At 69.9% G+C, this 25,199-nt stretch carries 27 protein-coding genes; 17 read left to right on the top strand and 10 right to left on the bottom strand.

Translation table 11 applies throughout. The features are described from left to right. Positions 1-29: 29 nt before the first annotated feature. Both ACFUNE_RS34125 and ACFUNE_RS34120 read right to left on the bottom strand, forming a co-directional pair. Positions 30-383, bottom strand: a complete 354-nt coding sequence (locus ACFUNE_RS34125; protein WP_383576164.1) for an STAS domain-containing protein — start codon at positions 381-383, stop codon at positions 30-32. 83 nt (positions 384-466) lie between these two features. Next, a complete protein-coding gene (locus ACFUNE_RS34120) occupies positions 467-1,075 on the bottom strand; it encodes a hypothetical protein (protein ID WP_383576161.1) in 609 nt (202 codons plus the stop codon). Positions 1,076-1,367: 292 nt separating this feature from the next. Between ACFUNE_RS34120 and hemL the strand changes: the two genes are divergently transcribed. The 7 genes from hemL to ccsB all read left to right on the top strand — a co-directional run bounded on the left by hemL (position 1,368) and on the right by ccsB (position 9,041). Continuing rightward, entirely contained in the window at positions 1,368-2,675 is a 1,308-nt protein-coding gene (gene hemL / locus ACFUNE_RS34115) for a glutamate-1-semialdehyde 2,1-aminomutase (protein WP_383576159.1), read from the top strand. Beyond that, a complete protein-coding gene (locus tag ACFUNE_RS34110; protein ID WP_383576156.1) occupies positions 2,672-3,361 on the top strand; it encodes a histidine phosphatase family protein in 690 nt (229 codons plus the stop codon). Before hemL ends, ACFUNE_RS34110 begins: the two co-directional genes overlap by 4 nt. A gap of 184 nt (positions 3,362-3,545) precedes the next feature. Continuing rightward, positions 3,546-4,802: a hypothetical protein gene (locus tag ACFUNE_RS34105; RefSeq protein WP_383576154.1), complete on the top strand. Its 1,257-nt coding sequence runs from the start codon at positions 3,546-3,548 to the stop codon at positions 4,800-4,802. 67 nt (positions 4,803-4,869) lie between these two features. Further along, complete coding sequence (locus tag ACFUNE_RS34100) at positions 4,870-5,475, top strand: TlpA family protein disulfide reductase (RefSeq protein WP_383576151.1); 606 nt, start codon at positions 4,870-4,872, stop codon at positions 5,473-5,475. Beyond that, on the top strand, positions 5,472-6,245 hold the full coding sequence (locus ACFUNE_RS34095) for a cytochrome c biogenesis CcdA family protein (RefSeq protein WP_383576148.1): 774 nt from the start codon (positions 5,472-5,474) through the stop codon (positions 6,243-6,245). Before ACFUNE_RS34100 ends, ACFUNE_RS34095 begins: the two co-directional genes overlap by 4 nt. A gap of 4 nt (positions 6,246-6,249) precedes the next feature. Next, positions 6,250-7,962, top strand: coding sequence for a cytochrome c biogenesis protein ResB (locus ACFUNE_RS34090; RefSeq protein ID WP_383576146.1), 1,713 nt, complete (start codon positions 6,250-6,252; stop codon positions 7,960-7,962). After that, the gene (gene ccsB, locus ACFUNE_RS34085) at positions 7,959-9,041 is read left to right on the top strand and encodes a c-type cytochrome biogenesis protein CcsB (RefSeq protein WP_383576143.1); all 1,083 of its coding nucleotides are present in this window, start codon (positions 7,959-7,961) and stop codon (positions 9,039-9,041) included. Before ACFUNE_RS34090 ends, ccsB begins: the two co-directional genes overlap by 4 nt. Positions 9,042-9,108: 67 nt before the next feature. On the opposite strand, the gene ACFUNE_RS34080 is transcribed toward ccsB, so the two are convergent. Both ACFUNE_RS34080 and ACFUNE_RS34075 read right to left on the bottom strand, forming a co-directional pair. Further along, entirely contained in the window at positions 9,109-10,434 is a 1,326-nt protein-coding gene (locus ACFUNE_RS34080; protein WP_383576141.1) for an aldehyde dehydrogenase family protein, read from the bottom strand. Further along, positions 10,431-11,126 (bottom strand): type 1 glutamine amidotransferase domain-containing protein, encoded by a 696-nt coding sequence (locus tag ACFUNE_RS34075; protein WP_383576138.1) that lies wholly within the window; start codon positions 11,124-11,126, stop codon positions 10,431-10,433. Before ACFUNE_RS34075 ends, ACFUNE_RS34080 begins: the two co-directional genes overlap by 4 nt. A 174-nt stretch (positions 11,127-11,300) precedes the next feature. On the opposite strand from ACFUNE_RS34075, the gene ACFUNE_RS34070 reads away from it, so the two are divergent. After that, on the top strand, positions 11,301-11,741 hold the full coding sequence (locus tag ACFUNE_RS34070; RefSeq protein ID WP_383576135.1) for a MarR family winged helix-turn-helix transcriptional regulator: 441 nt from the start codon (positions 11,301-11,303) through the stop codon (positions 11,739-11,741). 44 nt (positions 11,742-11,785) lie between these two features. On the opposite strand, the gene ACFUNE_RS34065 is transcribed toward ACFUNE_RS34070, so the two are convergent. After that, the gene (locus ACFUNE_RS34065; protein WP_383576132.1) at positions 11,786-12,190 is read right to left on the bottom strand and encodes a PLD nuclease N-terminal domain-containing protein; all 405 of its coding nucleotides are present in this window, start codon (positions 12,188-12,190) and stop codon (positions 11,786-11,788) included. A gap of 89 nt (positions 12,191-12,279) precedes the next feature. Between ACFUNE_RS34065 and ACFUNE_RS34060 the strand changes: the two genes are divergently transcribed. Together ACFUNE_RS34060 and mqnP are read left to right on the top strand one after the other, a co-directional pair. Further along, entirely contained in the window at positions 12,280-13,737 is a 1,458-nt protein-coding gene (locus ACFUNE_RS34060; RefSeq protein WP_383576129.1) for a menaquinone biosynthesis decarboxylase, read from the top strand. Then, on the top strand, positions 13,734-14,645 hold the full coding sequence (gene mqnP / locus ACFUNE_RS34055) for a menaquinone biosynthesis prenyltransferase MqnP (RefSeq protein ID WP_383576126.1): 912 nt from the start codon (positions 13,734-13,736) through the stop codon (positions 14,643-14,645). Before ACFUNE_RS34060 ends, mqnP begins: the two co-directional genes overlap by 4 nt. Here the strand turns inward: mqnP and ACFUNE_RS34050 are convergent. Next, complete coding sequence (locus tag ACFUNE_RS34050; RefSeq protein ID WP_383576123.1) at positions 14,635-15,240, bottom strand: rhomboid family intramembrane serine protease; 606 nt, start codon at positions 15,238-15,240, stop codon at positions 14,635-14,637. The two genes, mqnP and ACFUNE_RS34050, sit on opposite strands and share 11 nt — an antisense overlap. Before the next feature lie 95 nt (positions 15,241-15,335). On the opposite strand from ACFUNE_RS34050, the gene ACFUNE_RS34045 reads away from it, so the two are divergent. Beyond that, positions 15,336-16,019, top strand: a complete 684-nt coding sequence (locus tag ACFUNE_RS34045) for a UbiX family flavin prenyltransferase (RefSeq protein ID WP_383576120.1) — start codon at positions 15,336-15,338, stop codon at positions 16,017-16,019. Positions 16,020-16,029: 10 nt separating this feature from the next. Here ACFUNE_RS34045 and ACFUNE_RS34040 read toward each other — a convergent pair whose 3' ends face one another. Next, a complete protein-coding gene (locus tag ACFUNE_RS34040) occupies positions 16,030-16,179 on the bottom strand; it encodes a hypothetical protein (protein ID WP_383576337.1) in 150 nt (49 codons plus the stop codon). Between the two features lie 121 nt (positions 16,180-16,300). On the opposite strand from ACFUNE_RS34040, the gene ACFUNE_RS34035 reads away from it, so the two are divergent. The 5 genes from ACFUNE_RS34035 to ACFUNE_RS34015 all read left to right on the top strand — a co-directional run bounded on the left by ACFUNE_RS34035 (position 16,301) and on the right by ACFUNE_RS34015 (position 20,853). After that, positions 16,301-16,756 carry an Lrp/AsnC family transcriptional regulator gene (locus ACFUNE_RS34035; protein WP_329229967.1) on the top strand — a complete coding sequence of 152 codons (456 nt, stop codon included), beginning with the start codon at positions 16,301-16,303 and terminating at the stop codon, positions 16,754-16,756. Positions 16,757-16,848: 92 nt separating this feature from the next. Next, positions 16,849-18,012, top strand: a complete 1,164-nt coding sequence (gene mqnE / locus ACFUNE_RS34030) for an aminofutalosine synthase MqnE (RefSeq protein WP_103760160.1) — start codon at positions 16,849-16,851, stop codon at positions 18,010-18,012. A 151-nt stretch (positions 18,013-18,163) separates the two neighbouring features. Further along, the gene (locus ACFUNE_RS34025; RefSeq protein WP_383576117.1) at positions 18,164-18,691 is read left to right on the top strand and encodes a GNAT family N-acetyltransferase; all 528 of its coding nucleotides are present in this window, start codon (positions 18,164-18,166) and stop codon (positions 18,689-18,691) included. A gap of 112 nt (positions 18,692-18,803) precedes the next feature. Further along, positions 18,804-19,100: a DUF4229 domain-containing protein gene (locus tag ACFUNE_RS34020; RefSeq protein WP_383576114.1), complete on the top strand. Its 297-nt coding sequence runs from the start codon at positions 18,804-18,806 to the stop codon at positions 19,098-19,100. Between the two features lie 367 nt (positions 19,101-19,467). Continuing rightward, a complete protein-coding gene (locus tag ACFUNE_RS34015) occupies positions 19,468-20,853 on the top strand; it encodes a dicarboxylate/amino acid:cation symporter (RefSeq protein WP_383576111.1) in 1,386 nt (461 codons plus the stop codon). A gap of 75 nt (positions 20,854-20,928) precedes the next feature. Here ACFUNE_RS34015 and ACFUNE_RS34010 read toward each other — a convergent pair whose 3' ends face one another. Beyond that, positions 20,929-22,119 carry an alpha/beta hydrolase family protein gene (locus ACFUNE_RS34010; RefSeq protein WP_383576328.1) on the bottom strand — a complete coding sequence of 397 codons (1,191 nt, stop codon included), beginning with the start codon at positions 22,117-22,119 and terminating at the stop codon, positions 20,929-20,931. 241 nt (positions 22,120-22,360) lie between these two features. Between ACFUNE_RS34010 and ACFUNE_RS34005 the strand changes: the two genes are divergently transcribed. Continuing rightward, positions 22,361-22,981: a TetR/AcrR family transcriptional regulator gene (locus ACFUNE_RS34005; protein WP_383576325.1), complete on the top strand. Its 621-nt coding sequence runs from the start codon at positions 22,361-22,363 to the stop codon at positions 22,979-22,981. Between the two features lie 10 nt (positions 22,982-22,991). Here the strand turns inward: ACFUNE_RS34005 and ACFUNE_RS34000 are convergent, their stop codons facing one another. Together ACFUNE_RS34000 and ACFUNE_RS33995 are read right to left on the bottom strand one after the other, a co-directional pair. Then, positions 22,992-23,822, bottom strand: coding sequence for a MaoC/PaaZ C-terminal domain-containing protein (locus tag ACFUNE_RS34000; RefSeq protein WP_383576108.1), 831 nt, complete (start codon positions 23,820-23,822; stop codon positions 22,992-22,994). A 3-nt stretch (positions 23,823-23,825) separates the two neighbouring features. After that, positions 23,826-25,148 carry a 3-oxoacyl-ACP reductase gene (locus ACFUNE_RS33995; protein WP_383576105.1) on the bottom strand — a complete coding sequence of 441 codons (1,323 nt, stop codon included), beginning with the start codon at positions 25,146-25,148 and terminating at the stop codon, positions 23,826-23,828. Between the last annotated feature and the right edge of the window lie 51 nt (positions 25,149-25,199).

The raw sequence follows: 25,199 nt of genomic DNA, 5'->3' as shown, positions 1-25,199 counted from the left end.
GGGTGCCGGGCGGCCCGGTCCGCGGCCGGTCAGCATGCCAGTGCCGCGTCCACCGTGTCGGCGAACGTGAAGGCGCCGAGGGTGCCCGAGACCTCGAAGAGCCGGTGCACGCCCGTCCCGAGCGGTCCGGCCAGAATCAGCCGTACCCCGGCCTCGTCGTGGCGACGCTGGGCGTTCAGCAGGGTGTGCAGACCGGTCGAGTCGGCGAACTCCAGCCGGGACAGATCGGCCACGGTCAGCCGTCCGCCGCTCCCGGCGGCCTCCTCCAGCGCCCCGGCCAGCCCCGAGGGGCTCGACCATCCGTCCAGGCTCCCCCGGACACGGACCAGGACGACACCGTCGTCCGCGGCCTCCACGACCACACTCAGTTCATCCGCCGTCATGCGTCATATGTTCCTACACCGGTGGGGCCGGAAGAGAGCGGAGTGGGTTCCGCCCGTTTTTTCGCCCTTCGCCGACCTCCGGGTCAGGGCCAGACCAGGCAGTACGCCTGGTGTCCGGCGTCGTGCAGCCGGTGGGAGAAGTCCTGCCACTCGTGGAGCAGTTGGTAGACGTTGAAGGCATCGCGCGGGCCGCCGCGGTCAGGGACCGTGGACCAGATGAAGGCCGCGGCGCCGACCGATTCCTCGCCGACGTCCCGCAGCGGGTCGACCACGGTCATCGGCAGCTTGACCACGGCGTAGTCGGGGTGGAGCACGACCAGCTCCAGCGGGGGGACCTTGTGCAGGGGTATGCCCTGTATGCCGGTGAGGACCATGGCCGCCACCGTCTCGGGCTTGATCTTGCTGAACATGCCGCCCATGCCCAGCTCGTCGCCGCCCAGCTCCTCGGGACGCATGGAGATGGGCACGCGTGCGGCGGTGGCCCCGTCAGGGGCACCGAAGTACTTGTAGGTCACCCCCACCCGTCCACTGCTCCTGCTCCCGGAACCATCGGCACCACCCGTCTGGGCATCCCGTACGCGCTCGGCCCGATCGTCCCGTACTCGTTCGGCCTCGCGTCGGTGCCGCCCTCGCCGGGCAGGCTCGGGCCCCAGGCCGTCGGTCCCTTCGCCCACTCCGCCACCGCGATGCATATCTCATCCACCCGACTACTTCTTAGGAGACACAGCCCCGCCGCGCAACCCGATCATCGTCAGTGACCTCCCCCACGGGCGTGCGGTGAAACACCAGTCCGCAAGACCGTCGACGCCTCTGACACCATGGCATGTGTGAGCTTTCCCTATGACGCCCCAGTTTCGCAGACGCGAGGAGACTGACGCCCTTTCGTTGTACGAGCCTCATACGGGGAGAGCGCGCTCCCTGCTCACAGGCGGCCGGGAATTCCGGCCAGGCCCCCCGAATCCCGAATCGCAGATCAGGACCAAAGTGGCGTATTCATACGAAGCCCCAGTTTCGCAGACGCTTTTCGACCGTGCGTCCCTCGTGACACCCGGCGGCGTGAACTCCCCCGTGCGTGCCTTCCGGGCCGTGGGCGGTACGCCCCGGTTCATGGTGTCCGGCACGGGTCCGTACCTCACCGACGCCGACGGCCGTGAGTACGTCGACCTCGTGTGTTCGTGGGGGCCGATGATCCTCGGCCACGCGCACCCCGAGGTCATCGCGGCCGTCCAGGACGCGGTGGCCCGTGGTACCTCGTTCGGTACGCCGGGTGAGGGCGAGGTCGCGCTCGCCGAGGAGATCGTCGCCCGGATCGAGCCCGTGGAGCAGGTGCGGCTGGTGTCGTCCGGCACCGAGGCGACCATGTCCGCGATCCGGCTCGCCCGCGGATTCACCGGGCGCGCCAAGGTCGTGAAGTTCGCCGGGTGCTACCACGGGCACGTCGACGCGCTGCTGGCCGCGGCCGGCTCCGGGGTCGCCACCTTCGGCCTGCCCGACACGCCCGGCGTGACCGGCGCTCAGGCGGGCGACACGATCGTGCTCCCGTACAACGACCTGGACGCCGTGCGCGCCGCGTTCGCCGCGCAGCCGGGTGAGATCGCCTGTGTGATCACCGAGGCCTCGCCGGGCAACATGGGCGTCGTGCCGCCGCTCGACGGCTTCAACGCCGGGCTGAAGGAGATCTGCGCGGCCGACGGCGCGCTGTACATCTCCGACGAGGTGATGACCGGCTTCCGTACGTCGAAGGCCGGCTGGTACGGCATCGACGGGGTGCGGCCCGACCTGATGACCTTCGGCAAGGTCATGGGCGGCGGCTTCCCGGCCGCGGCCTTCGGCGGCCGTGCCGACGTGATGGCCCACCTGGCCCCCGTCGGCCCCGTCTACCAGGCCGGCACCCTCTCGGGGAACCCGGTCGCCACCGCCGCGGGCCTCGCCCAGCTGCGGCTGCTCGACGACGCGGCGTACGCGAAGGTCGACGCGGTCTCCGCGGAGCTGCGCTCCCTGGTCGGCGAGGCGTTCACCAAGGAGGGCGTCGCCCACACGGTGTCGGCGGCGAGCAACATGTTCTCCGTCTTCTTCACCGACGAGCCCGTCCGTGACTACGAGGGCGCGAAGAAGCAGGAAGCCTTCCGCTTCACCGCGTTCTTCCACTCGATGCTGGAGCAGGGCGTCTATCTGCCGCCGTCCGCCTTCGAGTCCTGGTTCGTCTCCACCGCCCACGACGCGCGGGCGATCGAGAAGATCGCCGCCGCGCTGCCCGCCGCCGCCCGCGCCGCATCGGAGGCCACCGCATGAGTGAGCACAGAGACCAGGACATCACCGTCGTCCACCTGATGCGCCACGGTGAGGTGCACAACCCGGACGGCGTGCTCTACGGGCGCCGGGCCGGCTACAGCCTCTCCGACCTCGGCCGCCGGATGGCCGACCGGGTCGCGGAGCACCTGGAGAAGCGCGACATCACCCATGTCGTCGCCTCCCCGCTGGAGCGCGCGCAGGAGACGGCCACGCCGATCGCCAAGTCGCACAGCGTGGAGCTGGCCACCGACGAGCGCCTCATCGAGGCCGCCAACGTCTTCGAGGGCAAGACCTTCGGGGTCGGCGACGGCGCGCTGCGCAAGCCCGAGAACTGGAAGCACCTCACCAACCCGTTCAAGCCGTCCTGGGGTGAGCCGTACGTCGAGCAGGTCGTGCGGATGATGGGTGCCCTGGACGCGGCGCGCGACGCCGCCCGTGGGCACGAGGCGGTGTGCGTCAGCCACCAGCTGCCGATCTGGATCGTGCGGAGCTTCGTGGAGCGGCGCAGGCTGTGGCACGACCCGCGCAAGCGCCAGTGCACCCTGGCCTCGCTGACGAGCTTCACGTACCAGGGCGACAAGATCGTCTCCGTCGGGTACACGGAGCCGGCCCGGGACCTGGTGCCGGCGCATCTGCTCGCGGGTGCGAAGCCGGTCAAGGGGAAGTCCAAGGCGTTCGGGGCGTAGGCGCCCCCTGCCGCGTCCGGGCCCCGCACGCCCCGCCGTTCTGTGTGTCATGTGCAGCACCTGTAAGGGTCTGTTCACGTAACAACTTTTATGATTATCGGCGGAACCGTCGTGTTGGTTTCCTCATCTAAGCCATCGCCAGTTTGTATGGCCTTGAGGTAATACGACCGCAGATGGGGACGCTATGCGTGAAATCGACCGAAGGGGCCTGCTCGGGGCCGGACTCGGAGCCGCAGCCGCACTCACGATGACCGGCTGCGGCTCCCTCGGGTCATCGGACAGGGACCGGCCGGAAACCGAGAAGGGCGGCAAAGGCGGCAAGGGGACGCCCGGGAATGGCGGCGGCCCACCCGAGAAACACGTCAGGCTGATCGGTGACGGCTCCACGGCCGACACCGGAAAGCAGCCGAATCAGCCCACTGCCCCCGTCCCGCTCGAAGCCGGACAGACCCCGCCGCAGTTCGTGATCTTTTCCTGGGACGGGGCGGGAGAGGTCGGCAACGGCCTCTTCCCGCGCTTTCTCGAACTCGCCAGGGAACACGACGCGGCGATGACCTTCTTCCTCTCCGGGCTCTACGTGCTGCCCGAGTCGAAGAAGTCCCTCTACCGTCCGCCCAACAACCCCCGGGGCGCCTCGGACATCGGCTATCTCACGGACGACCACGTCAGGCAGACGCTGAAGTACGTCCGTCAGGCATGGCTCGACGGACACGAGATCGGAACCCACTTCAACGGGCATTTCTGCGGTGGTTCCGGATCGGTCGGCGACTGGACGCCCGCGCAATGGCAGAGCGAGATCGACCAGGCGATCTCGTTCGTCACCGAATGGCGGACGAACACCGGCTGGCAGGATCTCGACCCGCTGCCGTTCGACTACCGCAAGGAACTGGTCGGGGGCCGCACACCCTGCCTGCTCGGCCAGGACAATCTGCTGCCCACCGCGAAGCAGCTGGGCTGGCGCTACGACGCGAGCTCGCCCGGCGGCACCCAGATGTGGCCCGAGAAGCGCCAGGGCGTCTGGGATCTTCCGCTCCAGGGCATTCCTTTCCCCGGCCACACCTTCGAAGTCCTCTCCATGGACTACAACATCCTCGCCAACCAGTCGAAGAATTCGACCAACGGCATGCCCTCGCGCTATCCGGGGTGGCGCACCCAGGCCACCGAGGCGTACATCGCCGGATTCGACCGCGCCTACGAGACGAATCGTGCGCCCTTCTACATCGGAAACCACTTCGAGGAGTGGAACGGCGGCATCTATATGGACGCCGTGGAGGACGCGCTCAAACACATCGCGGGCAAGCCGGATGTGCGCCTCGTCTCCTTCCGGCAGTTCGCCGACTGGCTCGACGTACAGGACCCGGCGGTGCTCGCGAAGCTGCGTACGCTCCAGGTGGGACAGTCCCCCGAGGGTGGCTGGAACACCTTCTTTAAACAGGCTTGACAAGGGGCTTTACGGGCACCGAGGGGGGTGCGCAAGATCCCCGGAACTGCCATGCGAAACTTTTCACATGAGCTCTGGCCGCGCACCCCGACGCCGCTTCACCCTGCTGGCCGCCACCGCCGTGGCCGGCGCGCTGACCCTGTCCGCGTGCAGTGGTGACGGCACCAAGGCGGGCGGCGGCGGCAACACGAACTTCGTGACCGGCAGCGGAGGCGTCTCCACCGTCGCCAAGGGCGAACGCACCGACGCGCCGAAGCTCGACGGCACCACGCTGGACGGCGAGGACCTCGACATCGCCGACTACAAGGGCAAGGTCGTCGTCCTGAACTTCTGGGGATCGTGGTGCGGCCCCTGCCGCGCCGAGGCCAAGCACTTCGAGAAGGTCGCGAAGGCGACCGAGGGCCAGGGCGTCCAGTTCGTCGGGGTCAACACCCGGGACGCCCAGAAATCCCTCGCGGTCAACTTCGAGGAGGACTTCGGGATCACCTACCCGAGCCTCTACGACCCGACCGGGAAGCTGCTCCTGCGCTTCCCGAAGGGCACGCTGAACCCGCAGGCCATCCCGTCGACCGTGGTCGTCGACCGGGACGGGAAGCTCGCCGCCCGTTCGCTCGCCGCGCTCGACGCCACGAAACTGCGCGAGATGATCGATCCGCTGGTCGCCGAGAAGTGACTCCGGTGCTCGAGCTGGCCGCTGTCGCCGGCGGAAACGACACGGTCGCCGACGGGGCCCTCATAGTGGCTCTGCCCATCGCCCTGCTCGGCGGTCTCGTCTCCTTCTTCTCGCCGTGCGTCCTGCCGTTGGTGCCCGGCTACCTCAGCTACGTCACCGGGGTCAGCGGCGCCGATCTGGCCGAGCGCCGGCGGGGCAGGACCGTCGCCGGGGCCTCGCTCTTCGTGCTCGGGTTCACCGTCGTGTTCGTGTCCGGGGGCGCGCTCTTCGGTTTCTTCGGCCAGACGCTCCAGGGGTACAGCGGGACGCTCTCCAAGGTCCTCGGCGTGCTCATGATCCTCATGGGGATCTTCTTCATGGGGCTCATGCCCTGGATGACGCAGCGCGAGTTCCGCATCCACAAGAGGCCGGTGACCGGGCTGACGGGCGCACCACTGCTCGGTGCCCTCTTCGGTATCGGCTGGACGCCGTGTCTCGGCCCCACCCTCGCCTCGGTCAACACGCTCGCCTTCGACCAGGCGACCGCGGGCCGCGGAGCGATCCTGTCCGTGGCGTACTGTCTCGGCCTCGGCGTCCCCTTCGTCCTCACGGCGATGGCCTTCCGACGGGCCCTCGGCGCGTTCGGCTGGGTCAAGCGCCACTACGCATGGGTCATGCGGGTCGGCGGCGGCATGATGATCGTCACCGGACTGCTCCTGCTGACGGGCGCCTGGGACGCGCTCGTCCAGCAGACGCAGAGCTGGTCCAACGGCTTCACTGTAGGGATCTGAGTCCATGAGCAACACGCACACCACGGAGGAGCGCGACCTCGGCGAGGCAGGAGCACAACTCTCCACCGCCCCGCGCGAGGAGTCCGCCTCCTCCGTACCCGCCATGGGTGTGATCGGCTGGGCCAGGTGGTTCTGGCGGCAGCTCACGTCCATGCGGGTCGCCCTGATCCTGCTCTTCATGCTGTCGCTCGGCGCCATCCCCGGCTCGCTGATCCCGCAGAACAGCGTGGACGAACTGAAGGTGCAGACCTTCAAGGAAGCCCACACCGCGGTCACCCCGCTCTACGAGAAGCTGCAGTTCTTCGACGTCTACAGCTCGGTGTGGTTCTCCGCGATCTACATCCTGCTGTTCATCTCGCTCATCGGCTGCATCGTCCCGCGCACCGGCCAGTTCGTCGGCCAGCTGCGGGGCCGCCCGCCGGGCGCCCCGAGGACGCTGACCCGGCTGCCCGCCTACACGACCTGGCGCACCGAGGCCGACCCCGAGCAGGTCCGCGAGGCCGCGCTGCGCGTCCTGCGCAAGCGGCGCTTCCGCTCGCACGAGGCCGGTGACGCGGTGGCCGCGGAGAAGGGCTATCTGCGCGAGACCGGGAACCTGCTCTTCCACATCGCGCTGATCGTCATGCTGGTCGCGTTCGCGGGAGGGCAGCTCTTCAAGTCCGAGGGCGGCAAGCTGGTCGTCGAGGGTGACGGTTTCGCCAACACGATCACCCAGTACGACGACTTCAAGTCCGGCTCGCTCTTCGACAACGACGACCTCGCCCCGTTCAGCTTCGACCTGGAAGACTTCGTCGGCACGTACGAGCGCAACGGACCCCAGCGCGGTACACCCCGGACCTACGAGGCCCGCGTGACGTACTCCGAGGGTGCGGACGGTGAGCCGAAGAAGAAGGTCATCGAGGTCAACAAGCCGCTCGTCGTCGACGGCACGAAGGTCTACCTCAACGCGCACGGCTACGCCCCGGTCATCTCCGTCAAGGACGGGAAGGGCAGGGAGGTCTACCGCAGCGCCGTGCCCCTGCTGCCCATCGACAACAACGTCACCTCAACCGGTGCGATCAAGGTGATGGACGGTTACAAGGACGCCGGCGGCAAGAAGGAGCAGCTCGGCTTCCAGGCCTTCTTCGTCCCGACGTTCGCCGGTGACGGCCAGGGCACGATGTTCTCGCAGTACCCCGGCGCCGACTACCCGGTCCTCGCGCTCAACGGCTACTACGGCAGCCTCGGAGTCGACTCCGGACTGCCGCAGAACGTCTACCAGCTCGACACGTCCAAGATGAAGGAATTCAAGGACAGCAACGGCGACAAGCTCAAGAAGCGGCTGCGCCCCGGCGAGACCATGAAGCTGCCCGACGGCGCCGGCTCGATCACCTTCGAGAGCGTCGAGGAATGGGCGAGCTTCCAGATCTCCCGCCAGCCCGCAGCGGGCTGGGCCCTCGGCGGCGCCGTCGCCGCCATCTTCGGGCTCGCCGGATCGCTCTTCATCCAGCGCCGCCGGGTCTGGGTGAGGGCCGTGCGGGGAGCGGACGGCGTCACCGTCGTCGAGATGGCGGGCCTGGGCCGCAGCGAGTCCGCGAAGCTCCCCGAGGAGCTGGGCGACCTCGCCGTCGCCCTCCACACCGTCGTGCCGACCGCACCCGACCCCACACCCGACCCGGCGCCCGGGACCGAGCCCGGACAATCTGCCGAAGCACCTGCCGAAGGGGCTGAGAAGTGAATCTCGCCGCCGCAACCAACGAGAATCTGGCGAACATCAGCAACACGCTGATCTACTCCTCGATGGCCGTCTACACCCTGGCCTTCTTCGCGCACATCGCGGAGTGGGTGTTCGGCAGCCGCAGCAAGGTCGGCCGCACGGCCGCCGCTCTGACCGGGCCGGCCACCGCCGGCTCCGCGGTGAAGGTGCAGGTCGCGCAGAAGGACGGCGGCACCGCCGTGCTGGAGCGCCCCAAGGTCGTCACGCGCTCGGCGGCGGGGACCCGGGACGTCCCCGACGGCCCCGGCGCGGCGGGCGGCACCTTCAAGGGCGACCTCTGGGGGCGGATCGCGGTCTCCCTGACCGTCGTCGCCTTCGCCGTCCAGGCGGGCGGAGTCGTCGCGCGCGCCATGTCGGTGCAGCGGGCCCCCTGGGGCAACATGTACGAGTTCTCGATCACCTTCTCCACCGTGGCGGTCGGGGCGTACCTGATCCTCCTGGCGCTGAGGAAGAACGTCCGCTGGATCGGCCTTCTCCTGGTCACCACCGTCCTGCTGGACCTCGGTATCGCCACCACCACGCTGTACACCGACAGCGACCAGCTGGTCCCGGCGCTGCACTCCTACTGGCTGTGGATCCACGTCTCCACCGCCATCATCTGCGGCGCGGTCTTCTACCTGGGCGCCGTCGGCACCCTGCTCTACCTGTTCCGGGACAGCTACGAGAACAAGATCGCGAACGGCGGTACGCCCGGGAGGTTCGCCACCTCCGTCCTGGAGCGGCTGCCCGCCGCGAAGACGCTGGACACCTTCTCGTACCGCATCAACGCCGCCGTCTTCCCGCTGTGGACGTTCACGATCATCGCGGGAGCGATCTGGGCGGGCGACGCCTGGGGCCGCTACTGGGGCTGGGACCCCAAGGAGGTCTGGTCCTTCATCACCTGGGTCGCCTACGCCTGCTACCTGCACGCCCGTGCGACGGCCGGCTGGAAGGGACGCAAGGCGGCCTACCTGGCGCTGATCGCCTTCGGCTGCTGGCTCTTCAACTACTACGGCGTGAACATCTTCGTCACCGGCAAGCACTCCTACGCCGGAGTCTGACCGGTACACCCGGGTACGACGGGAGGGCGCGACCGATGTCGGTCGCGCCCTCCCGTCGTGTGCGCGGTCAGCCGAGCGGGGTGTCCAGGACAGCCTTGCGGTGGCTGAACGTCTCCAGGGAGTACCGGCCGTGGTAGTTGCCCATGCCGCTCTCACCGACCCCGCCGAACGGCAGGTCCGACACGGTCAGGTGGGCCAGCGGCAGGCCGAGGCCCACCCCTCCGGACGAGGTCTCGGCCAGCAGCCGCTCCCGCACGGCGGGGTTCTGTGTGAAGGCGTACAGCGCCAGCGGCTTGTCCCGGTCGTTGATGAAGGCGATGGCCTCGTCGAGGCCGCCGACCGTCACGACCGGCAGCACGGGGCCGAAGATCTCCTCGCCCATCACGGGTGCGTCGGGCGCCACATCGGCCAGCACCGTCGGCGCGATGTACTTCGTGGAGCGGTCGTGCGTACCGCCCGTCACCGTACGGCCGGAGCCGAGGAGGCCCACGAGCCGGTCGAAGTGACGCTCGTTCACGATCCGCCCGTACTCCGGGTGGGCCGAGGCGTCCGGCCCGAAGAGGGACTCGACCGCCGCGGCGAGCGCGTCGGCCAGGGCCGGGGCCGTCTCCGGGTCGGTCAGGACGTAGTCGGGGGCGACGCACGTCTGGCCGGCGTTGAGGAACTTCCCCGCGGCGAGCCGGGCGGCCACCGTCCTCAGATCCGTGTCGCGGTCGACGAACACGGGCGACTTGCCGCCCAGTTCCAGGGTGACCGGGGTGAGGTGGCGGGCAGCGGCCGTCATCACGATGCGGCCCACCGTGCCGTTGCCGGTGTAGAAGATGTGGTCGAACCGCTCGGCCAGCAGCGCGGTGGTCTCCGGGACCCCGCCCTCCACCACGGTGACCGTGTCACCGTCCAGGTACTCGGGCAGCAGCCGGGCCAGGGCGGCGGAGGTGGCGGGCGCCAGCTCGCTCGGCTTCGCGACCACGGTGTTGCCCGCGGCGAGCGCTCCGGCGACCGGCGCGAGCAGCAGCTGCACCGGGTAGTTCCAGGGCGCGATGACGAGGACGACGCCGAGCGGGTCCTGCACGGTGCTCGCGGTCGCCTTCGCGAGGGCCGCCGGGACGGGGGCCGGCTCGGGACGCAACCACTCCGCGAGGTGCTCCAGGGTGTGGTCGATCTCGCGGACCGTGAAGTCGATCTCGGTCCGGTAGGCCTCCTTGCGGCTCTTGCCCAGGTCGGCGTGGAGCGCCTCGGCCAGCTCGTCACCCCGCTCGGTGAGCAGGGCGCGCAGCCGGGTCAGCCGGTCCGTGCGCCATGCGAGGTCCCGGGTGCGTCCGGTGCGGAAGGCTGCTCGGAGGCGCGCGACGACGTCGGCGGGGGCTTCCCGCACGGGCGCGGCGGCGCTCACAGGGCCGCCATGATCTCGCGGGCCAGCTGCTCGGAGGAGGCGGGGTTCTGGCCGGTGTGCAGATTGCGGTCGTGCACGGTGTGCACCGCCCACGGTTCGGCGGCGGCGTAGTCGGCGCCGAGCTCGGTGAGACGGCTCTCCAGCAGCCAGGGCGCCTTCTCGGCGAAGCCGGCCTGGGTCTCCTCGGCGTTGCTGAAGCCCGTCATGCGGTAGCCGGCGAACGGCCAGCCGCCGTCCTCGCGACGGGCGGCCAGGAGGGCTGCGGGCGCGTGGCACAGGACGCCCACCTGGGTGCCGGAGTCCAGCGCCGCGGTGAGCAGACGGCCGGACACCTCGCTGACGGCCAGGTCCTCCATGGGGCCGTGGCCGCCGGGGTAGAAGACGATGTCGTACGACGTGGGCACCACGTCCTCGAGCCGGGCCGGGATGCGGAGCGTCTCGTCGATCGAGGCCAGGTACGAGGCCACGGCGTCGGCCTGCTCCTGGCCCCCGTTGGCCTCGGCGGCGAGGCTGGCGGCGTCCACGGTGGGGGCGACGCCGCCCGGGGTGGCGATGGTGATGTCGAAGCCGGCCTGGGTGAAGACGCGGTGCGGGGCGGCGAGTTCCTCGGCCCAGAAGCCGGTGGGGTGGGTGGTGCCGTCGCTGAGGGTCCAGTGGTCGGCACCGGTGAGGACGAAGAGTACGGAAGGCATGGGGGTGCTCCCTACGAGACGCGGGACGTACAACGCGTGAAACATGAAGCTTGATATGCTCAAGCAATACCGTTCATGTAACGGGTCAAAGTTGAGCATGTCAAATGAATGCGGGTACGCGGCGGCCGGTTCCGGGCCTCCGGACCACGCGTACCGATCGAAGGATGACCGACCATGACGAAGGAACCGGCACCCCGCGCCGTCCCTACGCCGGACGAACTTCTGGAACCCCTCGCCGTCGTCGTCCGCGGCCACCACGACGACCTCACCGCCGTCGCCGGCCGCCACGGTCTGAGCACCTCACAGGCCCGGGCGCTGATCGCCCTCACAGAACCCATGCCCATGAGCGCGCTGGCCAGTCATCTGGTGTGCGACGCGTCCAACGCGACCGGCCTCATCGGCCGCATGGAGGTCCGCGGTCTGGTGACGCGCACCCCGGCGCCCGGCGACCGCCGCTCCAAGGTGGCCTCCCGCACGGAGGAGGGCACCGAGCTGGCGCATCGCATCCGCGCCGAGATGCGTGTCGTGCACGGCGCACTGGAAGCCCTCACCCCCGAGGAGCGCACGGCGCTGCTGCCCCTGCTGGACAGGCTGGGACGACTGCTGTCCCCGTGAACCCGCGGTGGCCGGTCCGCGGGCCCATGAAGTGACGGACGGCCTCAGGGGGCCGTCGGCGGAGCCGTGTCCTCGGGTCCGCCGCTCTCCCGGCGCTTCATGTCCTCCTCGCGGCGGCGCAGGTCCGCCTCCCAGTCCTCGAGGCGCGACTCGTCCTTCTTGTTCTCGTCCTTCAGCGACCTGAGGAAGTCAGGGTTGTCGTCGGGAGCCACCCAGGTGGTGCGGTGCCTGCGGTGCCACTCCGAGGGCGTCCGGCCGTCCGCCGGTACGGTGCGCATCTTCCCGGCTGCGAGCCAGACGATCGGGCCGACGATCCAGAACAGCAGGATGATGAAGACCCAGGCCACCTTCGGCAGGTGCTTCGCCTCGTCCTCCGGGGTGTTCAGGCAGTCGATGAACGCGAAGATCGTCAGCGCCAGCGGCAGGAGATAGATCAGGGCCCTGAGCATCGTGCAAGATCCCCCGAGGTGAGGTGAGGAGGCGCACGGACCGCCCCCGCTGTCGGGCCCAGGGTAGCGGGTGTCCGATACTTGACCGTATGGCTTACGACGATCTTCGCTCCCTGCTCCGAGCTCTGGAGCGCGAGGGCGATCTCAAGCGCATCAAGGCCGAGGTCGACCCGTATCTGGAGGTCGGCGAGATCGTCGACCGGGTGAACAAGGCCGGTGGCCCGGCCCTGCTCTTCGAGAACGTCAAGGGGGCGTCCATGCCCCTGGCCATGAATGTCTTCGGGACCGACCGGCGACTGCTCAAGGCGCTGGGGCTGAAGTCCTACGCCGAGATCAGCGAAAAGATCGGCGGTCTCCTCAAGCCGGAGCTGCCGCAGGGCTTCGTCGGGATCCGCGAGGCGTTCGGGAAGCTCGGCGCCGTGTCCCACCTCCCGCCGAAGAAGGTGAAGTCCGAGAGCGCCCCCGTGCAGGAGGTCGTCCTCACCGGCGACGACGTGGACCTCGACCAGCTGCCCGCGCTCTTCACCTGGCCCGAGGACGGCGGCTCCTTCTTCAACCTGGGCCTCACGCACACCAAGGACCCGGAGACGGGGATCCGCAACCTCGGGCTCTACCGGCTGCAGCGCCACGACAAGCGCACCATCGGGATGCACTGGCAGATCCACAAGGACAGCCGCAACCACTACCAGGTCGCCGCCAAGCGCGGTGAGAAGCTGCCCGTCGCCATCGCGTTCGGCGCACCGCCCGCGGTCACCTACGCCTCCACCGCGCCCCTGCCCGGAGACATCGACGAGTACCTCTTCGCCGGCTTCGTCCAGGGCAAGCGGATCGAGATGGTCGACTGCAGGACGGTCCCGCTCCAGGTCCCGGCCCAGGCCGAGGTCGTCATCGAGGGCTGGCTGGAGCCGGGCGAGATGCTGCCCGAGGGCCCCTTCGGCGACCACACCGGCTTCTACACCCCGCAGGAGCCGTTCCCCGCGCTGAAGATCGACTGCGTGACGATGCGGAAGCGCCCTCTGCTCCAGTCCATCGTCGTGGGCCGGCCGCCCACCGAGGACGGTCCGCTGGGGCGGGCCACCGAGCGGTTCTTCCTGCCGCTCCTCAAGATCATCGTGCCGGACATCGTGGACTACCACCTGCCCGAGGCGGGGGGCTTCCACAACTGCGCGATCGTCTCGATCGACAAGAAGTACCCCAAGCACGCCCAGAAGGTCATGAGCGCCATCTGGGGAGCGCACATGATGTCGCTCACCAAGCTCATCGTCGTCGTGGACTCCGACTGCGACGTCCACGATCTGCACGAGGTCGCCTGGCGGGCGCTCGGGAACACCGACTACGCCCGGGACCTGACGGTCACCGAGGGCCCGGTGGACCACCTCGACCACGCCTCCTACCAGCAGTTCTGGGGTGGGAAGGCGGGCATCGACGCGACGCGCAAGCTCCCCGAGGAGGGGTACACACGGGACGGGGGCTGGCCGGAGATGGTCGAGTCCGACCCGGAGACGGCGGCGAAGGTCGACCGCCGGTGGAAGGAGTACGGCCTGTGAGTGCATCGGCCTCGGCGGCGGCTGTCCCGCAGCCGCGCAGCAAGCCCCGCGCGTTCCTGCGGCTGGTGATGATCGAGCACTCGGTCTTCGCGCTGCCCTTCGCCTACATCGGCGCGCTCACCGCGATGTTCCAGCTGGACGGGAACATCCACTGGGGCACGCTGCTGCTCGTGACCCTCGCGATGGTCGGACTGCGGACGTTCGCGATGGCCGCCAACCGGATCATCGACAGGGAGATCGACGCCCGTAACCCCCGTACGGAGGGCCGGGAGCTGGTCACCGGTGCGGTCACGGTGAAGTCGGCGTGGACCGGCGCCCTCGTCGCGCTCGTCGTCTTCCTGGGCGCCGCGGCCCTGCTGAACCCGCTCTGCCTGGCCCTGGCGCCGGTCGCTGTCGTACCGATGATCGTCTACCCGTACGGCAAGCGGTTCACGAACTTCCCGCACGCGATCCTGGGTCTCGCCCAGGCCATCGGGCCGATCGGGGCCTGGCTGGCGGTGACCGGGAGCTGGTCGTGGGACGCGGTGATCCTGGGACTGGCCGTCGGCATCTGGATCGGTGGCTTCGACCTGATCTTCGCCTGCCAGGACGTGCGGGCCGACCGGGCCCACGGAGTGCTCTCCTTCCCCGCCCGCTTCGGCATCCCGGCCGCCCTGTGGGGCGCGCGGGTCTGCCACGTGGTGACGACCGGGCTCCTGGTGTGGTTCGGACTGGCGACGGACGCGGAGATCTTCTACTGGATCGGCATGGCGATCGTCTCCGTGGCCTTCGTGTACGAGCACCGGGTCGTGCGGCCGCACGACCTGTCCCGCCTGAACCGGGCCTTCTTCTCGGTCAACGGCTTCATCGGGATCGCGCTCTTCGCCTGCGCGCTCCTCGACCTGCTGGTGCGGGGCCTCACACCGTGACGTAGCCGCCGGGCTCCCGGGGGCGACGGGGGCGGCGGAAGGCGAACGCCGCCACCACCCCGCCCGTCAGGCCGAAGAGGTGGCCCTGCCAGCTGATGCCCGAGTCGGTCGGCAGCACGCCCCAGAGCAGGGAGCCGTAGACCGCTGCGATGATGACGCCGAGGACGATGTCCAGAGGGCGACGGTCCACGAAGCCGCGGACCAGCAGGTAGCCGAAGAGGCCGAAGACCACGCCGGACGCGCCGAGCGTCACCGTGTTCGGCGGTGCGGTGAGCCAGACGCCGAGGCCGGACGTCACGATCACCACGAGGACCACGGCGGCGAACCTGCGTATCCCGCCGAGGGCCGCGATGAAGCCGAGGACCAGCAGCGGGACGCTGTTGGAGGCCACGTGTTCCCAGCCACTGTGCAGGAAGGCGGACGGCACGATGTCCGCCAGCTCGGCCGGCTCGCGCGGGCTGACCCCGTAGGTGTCCAGGGAGTTGCCCGTCGCCGCGTCGATGCCTTCCAGCAGCCACAGCAGCGCGACCCAGGCGACCATGACCACGCCGGCCGTGACGGCTCGTGCGGTGGCGCTCGTGCGTGTGGCCGTCATGGCCACCCCCTGTCCATGGCTGTTCCCTCATCGGTGGCAACGTGCGGAGCCCCTGGCTCAGTTCCTGGGGCGGGGTGCCGGATAGGCTCGGCGGTGTGAGAGCCACGACTTCGACGAGTGAGCAGCAGCGCAGGCCTTGGATTGTCGGGGTATCGGGCGCATCGGGCACACCCTTCGCGGCTTCTGTGCTGCGCGGGCTGCTGGCCGCCGGGGAGAGCGTCGATCTGGTGGTCAGCCGTGCCTCGCGGCTGACGCTCCTGGACGAGACGGGGATCGCCTTCCGCGACGCGCACTGGCAGGAGGACCTGCGGAGCTGGCTCGCGCGGGGCGCGGACGGCGAGCCGGACACCTTCCGGCCGGACATCGACGGCGTACGCCACTGGGCGGCCGGCGATCTGGCGGCGGGGCCCTCCTCGGGGTCGTACCCGGCGAAGGGGATGCTCATCGTCCCGGCGTCGACGGCATGTGTCGCCGGGGTGGCGCTCGGGCTCTCTAAGGACCTGCTCCAGCGGGCCGCGAGCGTGACGCTCAAGGAGCGGCGGAGGCTGGTCGTGGCCGTGCGCGAGACACCGCTCAGCGGCTCGACGCTGAAGCAGATGGTCGCGCTCGACGAGGCGGGCGCCGTGGTGCTGCCCGCCTCTCCGGCGTTCTACGCGGGGGCGACGCACATCCAGGACCTGGTGGACTTCGTCGCGGGGCGGGTGCTGGACGCGGCGGGAGTGCCGCACCAGCTGTACCGCCGGTGGGAGGGGGAGCTCGGTGGCGCCTCCCGGGGCTGACCCGGCGGGGTCAGGCCTTCTTCCTGCTCACACGCGGGGTGCGGGTGCGGTCGACGCGGTGGGCGGCGGCGGGCTGGTGGGCACGCGAGCGGTTGGCCAGGTCCTGCAGCTCGCGCATCCGGGCGTAGGCCATCTCGATCGAGTACACGGTGACAGTCACTCCTGAAGATTCGAATGCGTTTCTTGGATGATGAGAAAGATTTACAGGGCCTGACCCTGTTGTGCCTTAGATTCTACACGTAAGCTCGCGGTACTGCTGAACAATGGAAGGTTTCAGTCATATGGACGCGGTGGACAGGCAGCTCATCCAGGCCCTCAGAGAGAACGGCAGGGCCTCGTACGCCGAGCTGGGGCGGCTCGTCGGGCTCTCCGGGCCCAGCGTCACCGACCGCATCAACCGGCTGGAAACCGCCGGTGTCATCACCGGCTACCGCGCGACCGTCGACTCCGCCTCGCTGGGACTCGGCGTCACCGCGCTGATCGGCATCTCGCTCTCGGACGCCGCCGACCACCAGGACGTCGCCCACCGCCTGAAGGACCTCGCCGAGATCGAGGACTGCTGGTTCATCGCCGGCGACGACTCGTACATGCTCAAGGTGCGGGTCGGTGACGTGGACGGGCTGGAGAAGACCATCCGCAGGCTCAGCGGCACCAAGGGCGTCTCCCGGACCCGTACGACGGTGGTGCTCTCCACCAAGTGGGAGAACCGGGTCGGGGAGCTCCCCGAGGAGGAGTGACGCGGAGCGGCAATGGGGGTGCCGTGACCAGGAAGGCGGGGGAGTACCGTGGGCTGCCGGATCCGTTGCACAGAGACATGGGAGGCGCCCTAGTGGACGCGGGACTCAAGCGCGAGCTGGAGGAGAAGGTCCGGGCGGGCGAGCGGCTGACCCGCGAGGACGGGATCGCGCTCTACGAGTCCGACGACCTGGCCTGGCTCGGCGGGCTGGCCCACGAGGTGCGCACGAGGAAGAACGGCGACGTCGTCCACTTCAACGTCAACCGTCACCTCAACATGACCAACGTGTGCACCGCGTCCTGCGCCTACTGCTCGTTCCAGCGCAAGCCGGGCGAGAAGGACGCGTACACGATGCGCATCGAGGAAGCCGTCCGCCTCGCCCAGGCGATGCGGGGCGAGAACCTCACCGAGCTGCACATCGTCAACGGGCTGCACCCCACCCTGCCGTGGCGCTACTACCCCCGCTCGCTCAGCGCGCTCAAGGAGGCGCTGCCCGAGGTGGCGCTCAAGGCGTTCACGGCGACGGAGATCCACCACTTCGAGACGATCTCCGGGCTCTCGGCCTCCGAGATCCTCGACGAGCTGATCGAGGCCGGTCTGGAGTCCCTGACCGGCGGCGGCGCGGAGATCTTCGACTGGGAGGTCCGCCAGCACATCGTCGACCACAACACCCACTGGGAGGACTGGTCGCGCATCCACCGTCTGGCGCACGAGAAGGGTCTCAAGACCCCGGCGACGATGCTGTACGGGCACATCGAGGAGCCCCGTCACCGCGTCGACCACGTGCTGCGGCTGCGTGAGATGCAGGACGAGACCGGCGGCTTCCAGGTCTTCATCCCGCTGCGCTACCAGCACGACTTCGTGGACATGAAGGACGGCAAGGTCCGCAACACCCTCCAGGCGCGGACGTCGATGGCGACGGGCGCGGAGGCCCTCAAGACCTTCGCGGTCTCCCGGCTGCTCTTCGACAACGTCCCGCACGTCAAGGTGTTCTGGGTGATGCACGGCGTGCAGACGGCGCAGCTCGCGCTCCAGCACGGCGCCGACGACATGGACGGTTCGGTCGTCGAGTACAAGATCACGCACGACGCGGACGACTACGGCACCCCGAACAAGCTCGGCCGTGAGGATCTGCTGGACCTGATCCGCGACGCGGGCTTCCGGCCCGTGGAGCGCAACACGCGGTACGAGATCCTGCGCGAGTACCCCGGCCCGGACGCCGGTCGCCGCGAGACGCCGCAGCCGATGCGCGTCTGAGGCCCTCCGGCCGCCCGGCGCCCCGTGCCCCTCGCGGGTAATCCGGTCGTCCCGCTGTACGAAAGCCCCGGCCTGCCGTCCCCAGGCCGGGGCTTTCCCGCGTGGTGGACGCGGTTTGAAGCACATCGTACGTAATAGTTAATATGCGCATATGGCGCTTACATTCGAAGTGGATCCCGCATTCGACCGAGCTCTGCGGGACGGCATCACCGCGCTCTGGGTCGACGTCAGCAACGCCGGCGGAGCCGTCGGCTTCGTCCCGCCCGTCACCGGCGAGGAGGTCCGCCCCGAGCTGGTCAAGCACCTCGCGGGGATCGTCGAGGGCCGCACCCACCTGGTCGTCGGCCGGGACGAGGGCGGCGCGGTTGCCGCCACCGCCTTCCTCACCCACAACACCCACCGGCTCATGCGGCACTGGATCGGCGTCTACACGGTGATGGTCCACCCGCGCCACCAGGGCAAGGGCTACGGCCGCGACCTGATGGCGGCCACCGCCGACGCCGCCCTGGGCATCGAGGGCATCGGCGCCATCCGGCTCACCTGCCGGGGCGGCACCGGTGCCGACCGCTTCTACGCCTCCTGCGGATACAAGGAGGTCGGCCGGGTGCCGGACGCCATCCGGGTCGCCGAGGGCGACTACCGCGACGACATCATCATGCTGCTCCCGCTCCACCGGTAGGGGTGCGGCGGGGAACCCTGCGAACTGATCGAATTCGGGGCATGCTTCACTGGTCGGGCAGGACTCAGACTGCACGACCGCAGGAACGTCGGACGTAGAGAGAAGGCCAGCCGTGTCCGCTGCCAAGCCGAGCGCAACGATCCGGTACACCGCCATGCGCGTGCTGATTTTCGTCGGCTGCTTCTTCGTCTCCGGTGTGGCGGTCCACTTCGGTGTGCTGCCCTCGGGCGTCGGCGGCTCCAACGTCGTCTGGGTCATCCTCCTCGGCCTGCTGCTCTCCGCGCCCCTCAGCTTCATCCTGCTGCGGAAGCAGCGCGACGAGATGTCCGAGCAGCTCATCTCCTCGGTCGACCGCACCAAGGCCAGGCTCGAGGCGAACCGCACCCGTGAGGACAGCGTCGCCCGGTAGGCGCCGCGTAAGGTTCCTCACACCCGCACCCCGTACAGACGAAGCCCCGGACCGGAGCAGCCGCTCCCGTACCGGGGTTTCGGCGTGTCCGGGCCTGGTCCGGCAAGATGATCAAGAAGTGGACCTTTGAGGTTCTCAAAGTTGCAGTGTTAACGTATTCGACATGAAGACAGCTGTGCGCACCCACCACGCCCTGGGCGTCCCGCTCGTGGTGCGCCTGCATGTCGATCTCTGCCGCTGTATGTCCGCGGTCTGTTGCCGCAACGTCTGAACCGGCATCATGCAGCGGCGCCGTCCCTGACGCGGGCGCCGCACCCCCGTCCCCCTGTTCGACCGCACGACCGTACGTCTGTCCTCGTACGTCCCGATGCGTCACATCTGGAGTGTGTCCGTGTCCGCGAATTCCGCGCCCCCCGCAGAGACCGAAGCCGGCAAGCCGTCCGGTTCCGGCTTCCGCCTGCCCAGCATCCCGTTCTGGGTGCAGATAGTCGCCGGTCTCGTCCTCGGTGTCCTGCTCGGCTGGATCACCCGCAGCTATGACATCGGCTGGCTCTACACCACGCTCGACCAGGTCGGCCACATCTTCGTCCAGCTGCTGAAGCTGGCCGTCGCGCCCCTCGTCTTCTTCGCGATCCTGGTGTCGATCACCAACCTGCGCAAGGTCAACAACGCAGCCAGGCTGGCCACCCGCACGCTGCTGTGGTTCATGATCACCTCGCTGATCGCCGTCGCCATCGGCCTCGCGATCGGCCTGATCACCAACCCGGGCTCCGGCACCGGCCTCACCCCGAAGGACGGCGCCAAGCCCGAGAGCGCGGGCTCCTGGCTGGACTTCCTCACGGGCATCATCCCCACCGACGTCATCACGCCGTTCACCGAGCTGAACGTGCTGCAGATCGTCTTCATGGCTGCCGTCGCCGGCATCGCCGCGCTCCAGCTCGGCGAGAAGGCCAAGCCGATCCTCACCCTCAGCGAGTCGATCCTGGAGCTCCTCCAGAAGGCCCTGTGGTGGGTCATCCGCCTCGCCCCGATCGGCACCGTCGGCCTCATCGGCTACGCGATCGCCGACTACGGCTGGGACCTGATCGGCAAGTACGCGACGTTCACCGCCGACGTCTACATCGGCTGCGCCCTGGTGATGTTCGGCGTCTACCCGCTGCTGCTCGCCACGGTCGCCAAGGTCAGCCCGATCCAGTTCTTCAAGGGTGCCTGGCCCGCGATCCAGCTGGCCTTCGTCTCCCGCTCCTCGGTCGGCACGATGCCGGTCACCCAGCAGGTCACCGAGCGCCTCGGCGTCCCGAAGGAGTACGCCTCCTTCGCCGTCCCCTTCGGGGCCACGACCAAGATGGACGGCTGCGCCGCGATCTACCCGGCGCTGGCGGCGATCTTCATCGCGCAGATCTTCGACGTCCAGCTGGGCATCGGTGACTACATCCTGATCGCGTTCGTCTCGGTCATCGGCTCGGCGGCCACCGCCGGCCTCACCGGCGCCACGGTCATGCTGACCCTCACCCTGTCGACCCTGGGCCTCCCGCTGGAGGGCGTGGGCCTGCTCCTCGCCATCGACCCGATCCTGGACATGATGAGGACGGCGACGAACGTCGCGGGACAGGCTCTGGTCCCGGTGATCGTCTCGGCTCGCGAGAAGATCCTCGACCACGACATGTACAACTCGGCGTCGGCCTCCCCGGTGGAGGAGCCCGAGCCAGAGGACGCGAAGAAGGAGACGGCGGGCGTACCCGTCGCCGTCTAGCGAACCCGCACACACGAGAGCGCCCCCGGCCCGTACGAGGCCGGGGGCGCTCCCGTGTCTTCGGGCGCGTGCCCGTCAGGGCCGGTTGAAGACGACCTCCGGGTTGCCGGAGGTCGGGCCGTCCAACAGGGGCCGGTGGTGTCCGCGCAGGTGCTGGTCGAGGAAGGCGCTGACGTAGTCACGCGTGATCCGGACCTGCCGGTCGGTGGAGAGCGTGACCGTGGGATCCAGCGTCACGTCCATCCGGTCCTCCAGGACGGGTATGTCCGTGAAGCTGGAGTGGCCGGAGCCGTCGACGCCGATCCACCGCTTCCAGCCGTCCAGCCGCTGCCATCCCTCGTCCCAGGACTCGTCGTCGCCGGGGGAGTGGGACGCGGTGCCCAGCATCATGAAGGGGCGCCCGTCGAGGCCGGACGCGGGGATCCGCTCCTGGAACGTGCCGTCCATGTTGACTCCGGCGTCGACACGGGGGTCGGCGAGCATCGTGGATGCGGCGGCGCTGCCGCCGATGGAGTGGCCGACGGCGGCGACCCGGCGCCGGTCGATCATGCCGGAGTGCTCCCAGGCGGGGCGGGGCCCCGTCAGCCGGTCGAGCACGAAGGAGAGGTCGGCCCCGCGTCCCGTGGAGACGGCCTTCACCACTTCCTGCTCCGCCTCCTCGTCCGGCGCCGTCTCGACCGCTTCGCAGGCCGCGCAGGTGAGGATCCGCCCGCCGGGGAACGCCACCCCTATGGCCTCGTAGGCGTGATCGACGCTCGCCACGACGTAGCCGCGGCTCGCCAGGTCTTCCGCGAGCGAGGTCATGGTCGCCCGGGGGTTGCCGAAGCCGGGGGAGAGCAGCACCAGGGGAAAGCTTCCGCGGGCCGTCCGTGCGCCGGTGCGGGCGTGGGTGGGGAGCGAGCTGACCAGGGCGGGGGCGTCGTCCCCGAGTCCGAGGCGCGCCAGCAGGGCCTCGGCCTCCCCGGTGCTCATGTAGGGAGCGGTCGCCCCTGGCCGCCCGACGCGGGCCGGGTAGTACAGGGACACCATCAGCTCGCGGTCCCCGGACTCGGGGACCCACGGGTCGGTGCGGCTGTGGTCCGTGAGGTGCAGGGTCTCGGTGCCGACGGCGTACGGCCCGGTCGGGCGGGGCAGTTCGACGGTGCCGGCGGCAGATGCGGCAGGCGCTGGTGCCGGGCCCGGTAACGCCTGGGCGGTGGCGACGGGCGTGGCCAGCAGGAGTGCGGCTGAGAGGGCGGCGACGGCCGTCCGTCCGCGGAGTCTCATCGTCATGCTGTGGACACTAGGCGGCGGGTCCGGGCGGAAGCATCGATCCGCGGGGTGATCCCGTGGGCTACCAGCGGTGTACGCGGTGCTACGCCGGAGGTAGTGGACGACTACAGGCCATCGTGGCCGGGTCCCGTCAGTTCCGTACGACGGGGGACAGGGCCGCGCCGTACTCTTACCGAGGAGTAGTGCCGTGGGGGCGGGAGGGATGTCTGACGTGAGTGCAGTGAAGAGCAAACGTATGCCGCGCGCGGTGCGTGAGCAGCAGATGATGGACGCGGCCGTGCGGACGTTCGCTCAGCGCGGCTACCGGGCCGCCTCGATGGACGAGATCGCGGAACTGGCCGGTGTGTCCAAGCCCTTGGTCTACCTGTATCTGAATTCCAAGGAGGAGCTCTTCACCGCGTGCATCAGGCGTGAGGCGAAGGCGCTGGTGGAAGCCGTGCAGGCGGGCGTGGAGCCGGGGATCCCGGCGGACCGGCAACTGTGGTCGGGGCTGCGGGCGTTCTTCACGCACACCGCGGAGAATCCGGACGGCTGGGCGGTGCTGCACCAGCAGGCGAGCTCGCACGGGGAGCCGTTCGTCAGCGAGGTGGGGGCGCTGCGCAAGGAGATCGTTGCGTTCGTGACGGGTCTGATCGGGGCTGCGGCGCGCGAGGCGCACAGCGATCCGGCGTTGCCCGACCGGGATGTGGCGGGGCTCGCGCAGGCGCTGGTGGGGGCGGCGGAGGCGCTCGCCGGGTGGGCGAACGTCACTCCCGGTGTCTCGGCGAAGGAGGCCGCCTCCACCCTGATGAACTTCTCGTGGGCGGGCCTGGAGAACCTCATGCACGGGCGCGGCTGGCAGTCCCGGGGGGAGTGAGCGGGGCGGCTCAGACCCCCCGGGTCACGCTGCCGGTGAGGTGGACGCGGTCGCCGCCGCGCACCTGGAAGCCGGTGTCGTCCGCCGCGTAGGTGACGGTGGAGGGCAGGAGGACGGGGGCCCTGAAGTCCGCCCGTACGGAACGGATCCGGCTCTCCGCTCCGTCCGCGCCTCCGGCCTCCGCGAGGCAGCGGGCGACGGTCCACATGCCGTGCGCGATGTGCCGGGGGAAGCCGAGGAGGCGTGCGGTCACGGGGTGGAGGTGGATCGGGTTCCGGTCGCCCGAGGCGGCTCCGTAGCGCCGTCCGAGGTCGGTGGGCAGCCGCCACTCCGCCACGGCGGGCAGCTCCCGTCGGGTGGCCGGGGCGGGGGGAGGGGCAGCCGTCGTGGTGGTGTGCCGGGACAGATAGCCGCTGCGGGACTCCCAGACGAGCCCGCCCGCGAGCCGTGCCTCGGTCACCATCGTGACCTCGGTTCCACGCCGGTGGGGCGTCAGCTCGGCGGCGTACACCGTGATGTCCGGTTCGTCGGTGGGCTGGAGCACCCTGTGCGCGGTGATCTCGATCCAGGTGTGGACCAGGCCGAGCACCGGCAGTGGGAACGCGCGTCCCGTCATCAGCCGCATGGCCAGGGGGAAGCCCAGGACGTGCGGGTAGGTGAGCGGCAGCGGGCCCGGTTCGGCGAAGCCGCAGATCCTGCTGTACGCGGCGAGGGGGCCGGGGGCGATGGGGGCGGGCGGGAGCACCTCACGGCCGGTGGGCAGGGCGGCGCCGGGGCGTCCGGCCCGCTTGAACGGTGAGGTGACGGCTCCGCGGGCCAGGGAGAGGCTGAGGCCGGTCATGGATCAGGCCCCCAGCAGGCTCTGGCCGCAGACCCGGACGACCTGGCCGTTGACGGCGCCGGAGGCGGGCTGGGCGAGCCAGGCAGTGGTCTCGGCGACGTCGGCCGGGAGGCCGCCCTGGGACAGCGAGTTCATGCGGCGGCCCGCCTCCCGGATGAAGAGGGGCACCGCGGCGGTCATCTTCGTCTCGATGAAGCCGGGTGCGACGGCGTTGACGGTGATGCCGTGGTCGGCGGCGGCCCGCGGGGCCAGGGAGCGGACGAGGCCGATGATGCCCGCCTTGCTGGCCGCGTAGTTGGTCTGGCCGTTGTTGCCGGCGATCCCGGCGATGGACGCGGTGGCGACGATCCTGCCGCCGCGGCGCAGGGTGCCCGACTCGACGAGGGCGTCCGTGGTGCGCAGGACGCTGTCCAGGTTGACGTCGATGACGGAGGCCCAGCGGTCGGCTGGCATGTTGGCGAGCCGCCGGTCGCGGGTGATGCCCGCGTTGTGGACCAGGATGTCGAGGCCGCCCGGGACGGCCGCCGCGATCCGGTCCGCGGCGTCGGGGGCGGTGATGTCGAGCGGCAGGGCGGCTGCGCCGAGGCGGTCGGCGGTGCGGACGAGCTCCTCCTCGGCCTGCGGGACGTCCAGGCAGATCACCCGGGCGCCGTCCCTGGCGAGTACGGAGGCGACGGACGCGCCGATGCCGCGTGCGGCTCCGGTGACGAGGGCGGTGCGTCCGGACAGGGGTGCGTCCCAGTCGGCCACCACGCCGGCCTCGTCGGCGGTGAGTTCGACGACCTGGCCGCTGATGTAGGCGGAGCGGGGGGAAAGGAGGAAGCGGAGCGTGGACTCGGCGGATGCGGCGCTCGCGCCGGGGGCGAGCCGCAGCAGCTGCGCGGTGGCGCCCTTGCCGATCTCCTTGCCGAGCGAGCGTACGAAGCCTTCGAGGGCCTGCTGGGCCGCAGCCTGGTGGTGGTCGTCGGGGGAGGGGGTGGTGCCGAGGACGACGACGCGGCCGCCGGTGGCCAGGGACCGTACGACGGGGTGGAGTGCGGCGTGTACGCCGGCGAGTCCGGCCGCCGTGGTGATGCCGGTGGAGTCCAGGACGACGGCGGCCGGGCGCGCGGCCCGGTCGGTGACCTCCAGGCCGGTCGCGGCGAGTACCGGGCCGAGCGTGCCGGTGTGGGCGGAGGCGCCTGCGGTGAGATGGAGCAACGGCCCGTCGAGGGAGGGCGTTTCCAGTGTCCAGCGGCGCAGAGGCGTGGGCTGCGGCAGGCCGAGCCTGCGGGTCAGGAAGCGGCCGGGTGCCGTGCCGGTGAAGTGCAGATAGCGGTCGGCCATTGTCTGGACTCCTGCTCGGTCGTAGATTTACTCCAGAGTAAGGTTACTCAA

It is taken from the genome of Streptomyces sp. NPDC057287 (assembly GCF_042667905.1).
Classification (GTDB): Bacteria; Actinomycetota; Actinomycetes; order Streptomycetales; family Streptomycetaceae; genus Streptomyces.
This window is presented reverse-complemented; position numbering and strand designations above follow the sequence as displayed.